The following is a 6,739-nucleotide window of genomic DNA, read 5'->3' on the forward strand; positions in this document are numbered from 1 at the left end:
AGCGTCACGCGACGGCCCGCCCTCGAACGGCAGAGGACATTACGGGCGAACCGCCGAGACAAAAGACGACAAGCCCCAACTGACGGATCGAGGTTCACCCCGCTGCGCGAGCAGGACCTGACCCCCGCCGGCCTCGGTCAGGCCGCCTGACCATCCGTATCCGAGGGCTTCTCCTGCTGCTTCACCTGGTCCCCGGAGGCCGGGAGCTCTCACACCGCGCTTCTATTGCGGTCGCATTAGGTGCAGGTCCTCGCCCCAGGCGTCCAGCACCGCGCCGTGCCCGGCCTGCCGGGCCACTGCCTCGACCTGGGCGAAGAGGCGGCGCTGTGCGGATACGTCGCCCGTTCCCGCGATGCGGTCCGCGGCGTCGAGCAGCGTTCCGGTGTCCCAGCCGGGCAGCGGGAATCGGGCGAGCTCCCATTCCAGGTACTTGTTGTAGGGGCGGGGGCGACGGTCCAGTGCGAAGAGTAGATCCAGCAGGAACCGGATGCTGTCGGCGGCGTCGAGCTGGGCCGCGAGCGTGTGCCCGTCGCGGTCGTTCTTGACTGAGCGGTAAAGGGAGTTGGCGTAGGCGTCGAGCGATTCGTCCGCCTCCCGGAAGGCTTCGTCGGCGTCGAGCCGTGCCTTTTCGGCCAGGATCTGGGCGATGGCTCCGTCGAGCCGGTCGAGCACGATCTGGGCGCGGGCAAGGGCGTACCGCTCGAAGCCCGGCATTCCGGCGGCGCGGAACTCGTCGAGGGAGAGGACGACGAGGTCGAGTTCCGGGGTGCGGTGGCCCGTGAACCGGGTGAGGTCGGTTGTCGCGTCATCAGCGAGAACGACGTACAGGTCGTGATCGGAGTGCTTGGTGGTCATCCCCTCGTGAGCCCGGGAGCCCTTGAGGACAAGGCCGACGACAGCTGGATCAGCGGCGGCGAGTTCGACGAACGCATCGTAGGTGATGGGGTTCTGAGCAGTCATTTCGTGATCTCCGGGATCGTCATGATGGGCATACCAATCAGGCGACCCGAACTCATCAGGGTCGCTCCCGCACCATCTGCGGCGGCGCTTGGCCGTCGCCCGGAAAATCAACGCACGTGCGGACTCTACTCCCCAGTCAGCCCAGAGGTCTGAGCCTCGTTGCTCTCGTCCCGAACTGACCGATGCCTCCAGGATGTTTTCGTCGAAGACCCGAGTTGCCGTAGTAAATACCGGATTTACTGCGGCAGAGCCCCTACCGTGATCACCGCGACCTGCGGCGGACGATTCCGGCCGCCGGGGCGAGGTGTACGCATTTACTGCGGCAGTGCCGGAAGGGCGGGGCGGTGTGACGATCGAACCAGTGACCGAACTCGGGGGCGAGGACGCGCTCCGGTTGCCGCGCGCTCGGGTCGTACCTCTGGGGGTCCCAGTAGTTCTCGCCGAAAAAACAACGCTAAGGACTGAGCCCCAGGTCAGGCTGTGGGCTCCAGAGTGGCTGTGGCTGTCTGCTCGTCGTGTTCGCGCAGCATGCGCATGACGGTGGCCGGGGCTGGGTGCTGGCCGCGCTTCTTGCCGGTGCGGATGACGAGGCGGGAGGCGATCTCGCGCAGCGAGAGGTGTTCGTCGTCGCGCAGGCGCAGGGCGGTGGCGAGCATGTCCTCGTCGGAGACCTTGACCCCGCCGATCGCTTTGCCCTTCGTACGGGCGGTCTCCTGGCCTTCGAGGGTCTTGTCGCGGATGTAGTCGCGCTCGGACTCCGCCATGGCGGCGAAGAAGGCGAACAGGGCGGCCCCGTGGCCGGACGGGTCGTGCTTCCCGGCCAGGGGGCCGGTGAGGAACTCCAGCTCGATCTCGGCGTCGCGCAGTTCCTCGGCGACCTTGAGGAGTTCCAGAGCGCCGCGGCCGAGCCGCTTCATCTCGTGCACCACGAGGGTCACCCTCGCCCCCAGCGAGCGGTACTCGCGAGCCGCCGCCAAGGCCGCCTTCATTTCGGGGCGCTCGCGGACCCGGGTGCTGATCCGTTCCTGGAAAAGCCGGTGTACGCCAGAGGATTCGAGGGCGTCGACCTGAGACTGGATCTCCTGCGTCCTGCTGGAGACGCGGGCGTACGCGAGCCGGACCTCCATCGGCACGGCAGGCGCCGCGAGCTTCTGCACGGGCAGGGCCTGCCAGGCGGAGCCGGGATGGCGTACGGCCGGAGTGGCGACGTGCAGCTCGGAGCGGAGCGCGGGGACGAGCTGGAAGCGCGCGGTGTGGTACTTGAGCGCGACCTTGCCGGAGGTGGTGCGGCAGGGCGAGCCCGCCGGGGCCTGGCAGGTGGACATCGGGCAGGTGTGCGACTCGACGAGCCGGTACGGGTCGGTGATCACGCTCGGATCGTTTCAGAAGTGCGTTTCACCGGTCAAGAGGAAGGAAACGGCCTGTGAAACAAGTCGGCCTGCGGCGATGTTGCTGGCGCCCGGTGTTGAAACGGGGACCACCTATGAAACACCGACTTGCGGTGGGGCCGGGGCGCGTCAGGGGTTGTTCAGGTAGGCGAGAACGGCGAGGACGCGGCGGTTGTTGTTGTCGTTATCGGTGATGCCGAGTTTGCCGAACAGGGAGGTGGTGTACTTGCTGATGGCGCTTTCGCTGAGGAAGAGTCGTTGGCCGATGGCCTGGTTGGACAGTCCTTCGGCCATGAGGCCGAGCACGGAGTGTTCGCGTTCGGTGAGCCGTTCGAGTCGCCGGTTCGAGGATCCGCTGGACAGTAGTTTGGCGATGACGGCCGGGTCCATGGCGGTCCCGCCGGCGGCGACGCGTTCCAGGGCGTCGATGAACTGATCGGCGTCGAAGACGCTCTCTTTGAGGAAGTAGCCGATGCCACCGGCGCCGTCGGCCAGGAGTTCGCGGGCGTACAGCTGCTCGACGTACTGGGAAAGGATGAGGACCGGCAGTCCGGGCAGTTCGCTGCGGGCGACAAGAGCCGCCCGCAGGCCCTCGTCCGACTGGGTCGGTGGCATGCGGATGTCGACGACGGCAACATCCGGCCGCCACGTCAACAGCGCGTGCAGCGTCTCGGGTCCGGTGGCTGCGGTCGCCACCACCTGGTGTCCATATGCCTCGATGAGGCGAACCATCCCGTCACGCAGGAGGTAGAGGTCTTCGGCTACAACGATTCGCACGGCACCATCATCCTCACCCGGGTCGGGCCGCCTTCCGGGCTGGTGATCTCCAGGGTGCCGTCGAAGACCGCGAGGCGGCGGCGCAGCCCCGCGAGTCCGCCGTCGGCTCGCAGGCCGGCTCCGCCGCGGCCGTTGTCTTCGACATCGATGACGATGCCGGTGTCGTCCTGGGTGATGGAGATCCGGGCCTGGGTCGCATGGGCGTGCTTGACCGAGTTGGTCAGCAGTTCGGCGATGGCGAAGTACAGGGCGGACTCGATCGGCGGGTCCAGGCTGAGTTGAAGGTGGGCGCTGACAGCCGCTTCGATCGGGCTGTCCAGGGCAAGAGCGCGAACGGCATCGATGAGCCCGCGGTCGTTCAGCACGGGCGGGTTGATTCCCTGGACCAGTTCGCGGAGCTCGGTCAGTGACGCGGTGGCACCGGCCCGCGCTTCCCGCATCAGCGTCCTGGCCTGGTCAGGGTCGGTTTCCATCAGCTTCTCCGCAGTCGCCAAAGAGAGCCCGAGCCCGACCAGGCGGGCCTGCGCCCCGTCGTGCAGGTCCCGCTCGATCCGGCGGATCTCGGCGGCCTGGGCGACCGTCGCATCCGCGCGCTGGGCAGTCAGCTCGTCCACCCGGTCCGCCAGCGCCATCGCGGGTGACGGGCGCAGGAAGTGGACGGCCACTGGCTCGACACACCGCCAGGCATACGGGGCGCTAGCGACGGCCACGACCAGGCCGAGCGCCCCGACGACGCGCGCGGCGGGCCCCGGCTGGCCGAGCCCGAGGACCGCTACGGCCACCCCGGCTGGCGGGAGGGAGGCGACCACGCCCGCGGTGAGCGGCGCGATCGCCGTGAACCGCAGGTCGCGCCAGTTGGCGGGGTCGCTCCACCGGACCCGCCACTTCTGATCCAAGAGGGCATCGCGGCGGGTGCGCTCGTAACTGAAGCCGTTCCACCAGTACCCGGTGGACATCCGCGTCACCGGCCCGGCCTGCCGGTATCCGGCGGGGATGACGGTGGCCGTCCACCTCGCGACGAGGAAGCGGACCATCCGGCAGACCGAGCGGGACAGGGCGAGCGTGCACCCGCACACCAGCACGACCGGCGCAACCCACGACCACGGGTTTCCCGCTCCCCACCAGATCCCCAGCGCCACGGCGGCGGCCCACATGGCCGGGACCAGCATGCTGATGACCGCCACGACGCACGCCCGTACGAACCCCACGCCGACGCGCGCCAGCCATGAACCCAGCTGTCTCATGATTCTTCCTTCGTATTCTGTTCGGTGCTCCCACTGTGCACCGCGCGGAGCCCGCTACCGTCCTGGTCAGCCGGGGAGTGGGGCTAGCCCCACCCGCCCGTGGGTCTAGACGGATACCGCGTCGGTCTGGCGCTTTTTAGCGTCGGTGAGCATGGAAACCAACAAGCACGCGACTGAGGCGGCACTCCTCAACTGCCCCCGCACCCAAGAAGCCTTCGACACGGCGAAGAACAGCGTCAAGGTCTACGGCGCACTCAGCGCCGTCGCCCTCCTGGCGGTCATCGTGGTGTCGAGCAGCGGTCGTATGGTGAACACGTTCATGTGGGTCCGGGCAGTCCTGCTGCCTGTAGTCGCCGTGCTGATCTACCGGATGACCGTCTCCGCTTCCCGGGGATCTCGACGGGCCTTCGAGCGCGTGAGCGCCCTCGCCGTCATCATGCCGATCGCGATCATCGGCGTCGACCTGATCCCGGGTGCCTGCCCGCCGTGGTACGCCGTGATGCAGGCTGTCTGCGTGCTGCCCATCATCCGAGTCGCGTTCATCACCCGGGGCTCCGCACTGCGCGCCGCCTTCCCCAAGTCACGCTGACCCCTCGGCTCCTGCGTGCTTCCTGACTGCACCAACGGCAAGGAAGGCGACAGTGAACCAGGCGGACAACCCCGGCCACCGCGCTGGTCCACTCCCCGTCGTCGGCATCGCCTGATGCATCCGGGGCGCGCAGCGGACAGCAGGCCCGTGTCCGGCTGCTACAGCCCGGCTCCGGGCTCGTCCATGCCAGCGGACCGCAGCGGCCGGTGTCCCTGGTCGTCGAGCTGGGCGAGTTCGCGTTCGTAGTCGACGGTGATCGAGCCGTAGTAGTTGACCACCGAACTGCGCGCCGGGGAGATGTGCGCCAACACCTCGGCGTCCACCCCGCGCCCGGCGGCACGCAGCTCACCGACGGCCAGGCCCATGTACTCCGTGTGCCAGCAGACCACTGCGTTCGTCACGACGGTCAGGCACCACACCTGTTCGTTTTGCTGCTCGGGCTGGCGGCGGGTGACCTTGCCTTCGCGGGCGTAGTGGAGCTGGCGGCGCAGGGCGTGGAGGGACTCGCCCTTGTTCAGCTGCCGGGCGATCTTGCGCCGGTAGCCCTCGTCCGACAGGTACTTCGCCGCGTAGATCGTGCGCCGGATCGCTCCGTACTCCTTCAGCGCGGCGGCCAGCGCGTTCTGCCGGGAGGACGCGGAGAGCTTGCCGACGATCAGAGAGGCGGTGGCGTGCCCGTACTTCAGCGACCCGGCCAGACGGAGCAGGTCGTCCCAGTGGTCGGCGACCAGGTCCAGGTTGGCCTTCTTCGTCAGCAGCGGCCCCGCAGTCGGGAACCGCTCCTCGTAGTCGCTCTTGGCGCCCATCCGATACAGGGTGATCTTGCCCAGGTCCCGGATGCGGGGCGAGAGCTGCTTGCCCACCAGGTCGAACAGGCCGAAGTTGACCAGGGTGACACCATGCGTGTCCGTGGCGTGCTCGGTGATCGGCAGATCGGTGGCGTTGCCCAGGATCTCGTCCAGCACATAGTGGGCCTCGCGATGAGTGGCCACAATGACCTTCGTGCCGAACGTCGAGTGCTGGTCGGAGACGTGGGTGTAGGTGGAGACGCCCTCGGACACGAAGTACTTGTTCAGGTGCCGGGCGGTGATCGACTTGCCCCTCGTCGGGAACCGCTGCCCGTCGGATGAAGACAGGGTGCCGGAGCCGAACATGGCCGTCACCGGCAGCTGGTGGTGGTAGTTGATCAGGCAGATGTTCGCCTCGCGCAGCGTCTCCTCGCGGATGTACCACTCCGCCGTCCACGCGAGCACGTCGTAGGGGATGCCGCAGGACGCGGCCATGCCGTGCAATCCGAGGTTCGTGGAGAGCCCGATCAGGCAGGCGATCAGATTCCTTTTGAGTTGCGGGGAGCGGGCCTGTTTGCCGCCGGCGTGGACGAAGCAGTCCAGGAAACCGGTGTGCCGGTCCATCTCCACCAGCAAAGAGGCGATCGGCACGTTCGGCAGCATCCGCTCCAGCTCGGCGTGCAGATCCTCGGCCTCGGACGGGATGTCCTCCGCGGTGAGCGGCGAGATGACCAGCTCCCCGGAGTCGTTCAGCCGGACCGGCCCGTCGCCGCGCTTGAGGACCTCCTCCAGGTCGCCCACAGCTTCGTCCAGTTCGTCCATCACCAGCGGCAGAGCCTCGGAGGCGTCAGGGCTCTTGCCGACCAGACGGCAGAACTCCGTGCGGTGCGTCTCCCACTGAGGTCTTCTCAGCAACGTGATGGTTGCGGTGCGTGATCGCCCAGCGTGCGCGGGGTGGTGACCCGGCGTCAGGTATGCGTGAAGCCCCTGATA

At 67.9% G+C, this 6,739-nt stretch carries 6 protein-coding genes; 1 reads left to right on the forward strand and 5 read right to left on the reverse strand.

What is annotated here, in order from left to right; genetic code table 11:
• Positions 1-222 precede the first annotated feature (222 nt).
• The 4 genes from ACWD5Q_RS34820 to ACWD5Q_RS34835 form a co-directional block, all read right to left on the reverse strand.
• Entirely contained in the window at positions 223-960 is a 738-nt protein-coding gene (locus ACWD5Q_RS34820) for a hypothetical protein (protein ID WP_451431076.1), read from the reverse strand.
• Between the two features lie 473 nt (positions 961-1,433).
• A complete protein-coding gene (locus tag ACWD5Q_RS34825) occupies positions 1,434-2,330 on the reverse strand; it encodes a recombinase family protein (protein ID WP_451431077.1) in 897 nt (298 codons plus the stop codon).
• Between the two features lie 147 nt (positions 2,331-2,477).
• Positions 2,478-3,125, reverse strand: coding sequence for a response regulator transcription factor (locus ACWD5Q_RS34830; RefSeq protein WP_451431078.1), 648 nt, complete (start codon positions 3,123-3,125; stop codon positions 2,478-2,480).
• Positions 3,110-4,369 carry a sensor histidine kinase gene (locus ACWD5Q_RS34835; protein WP_451431079.1) on the reverse strand — a complete coding sequence of 420 codons (1,260 nt, stop codon included), beginning with the start codon at positions 4,367-4,369 and terminating at the stop codon, positions 3,110-3,112. Before ACWD5Q_RS34835 ends, ACWD5Q_RS34830 begins: the two co-directional genes overlap by 16 nt.
• Before the next feature lie 151 nt (positions 4,370-4,520).
• On the opposite strand from ACWD5Q_RS34835, the gene ACWD5Q_RS34840 reads away from it, so the two are divergent.
• Positions 4,521-4,958: a hypothetical protein gene (locus tag ACWD5Q_RS34840; protein ID WP_451431080.1), complete on the forward strand. Its 438-nt coding sequence runs from the start codon at positions 4,521-4,523 to the stop codon at positions 4,956-4,958.
• 158 nt (positions 4,959-5,116) lie between these two features.
• Here the strand turns inward: ACWD5Q_RS34840 and ACWD5Q_RS34845 are convergent.
• Positions 5,117-6,739, reverse strand: a 1,623-nt coding sequence (locus tag ACWD5Q_RS34845) for a Tn3 family transposase (RefSeq protein ID WP_451431081.1), incomplete at its 5' end; no start/stop codon positions are given.

The sequence above is a fragment of the Streptomyces sp. NPDC002513 genome, from assembly GCF_053595355.1.

What these genes read in the sequence shown, in the direction of transcription:
- ACWD5Q_RS34820 (WP_451431076.1), bottom strand. Translation starts at nt 960, where the DNA reads ATGACTGCTCAGAACCCCATCACCTACGATGCGTTCGTCGAACTCGCC.
- ACWD5Q_RS34840 (WP_451431080.1), top strand. Translation starts at nt 4,521, where the DNA reads ATGGAAACCAACAAGCACGCGACTGAGGCGGCACTCCTCAACTGCCCC.
- ACWD5Q_RS34835 (WP_451431079.1), bottom strand. Translation starts at nt 4,369, where the DNA reads ATGAGACAGCTGGGTTCATGGCTGGCGCGCGTCGGCGTGGGGTTCGTA.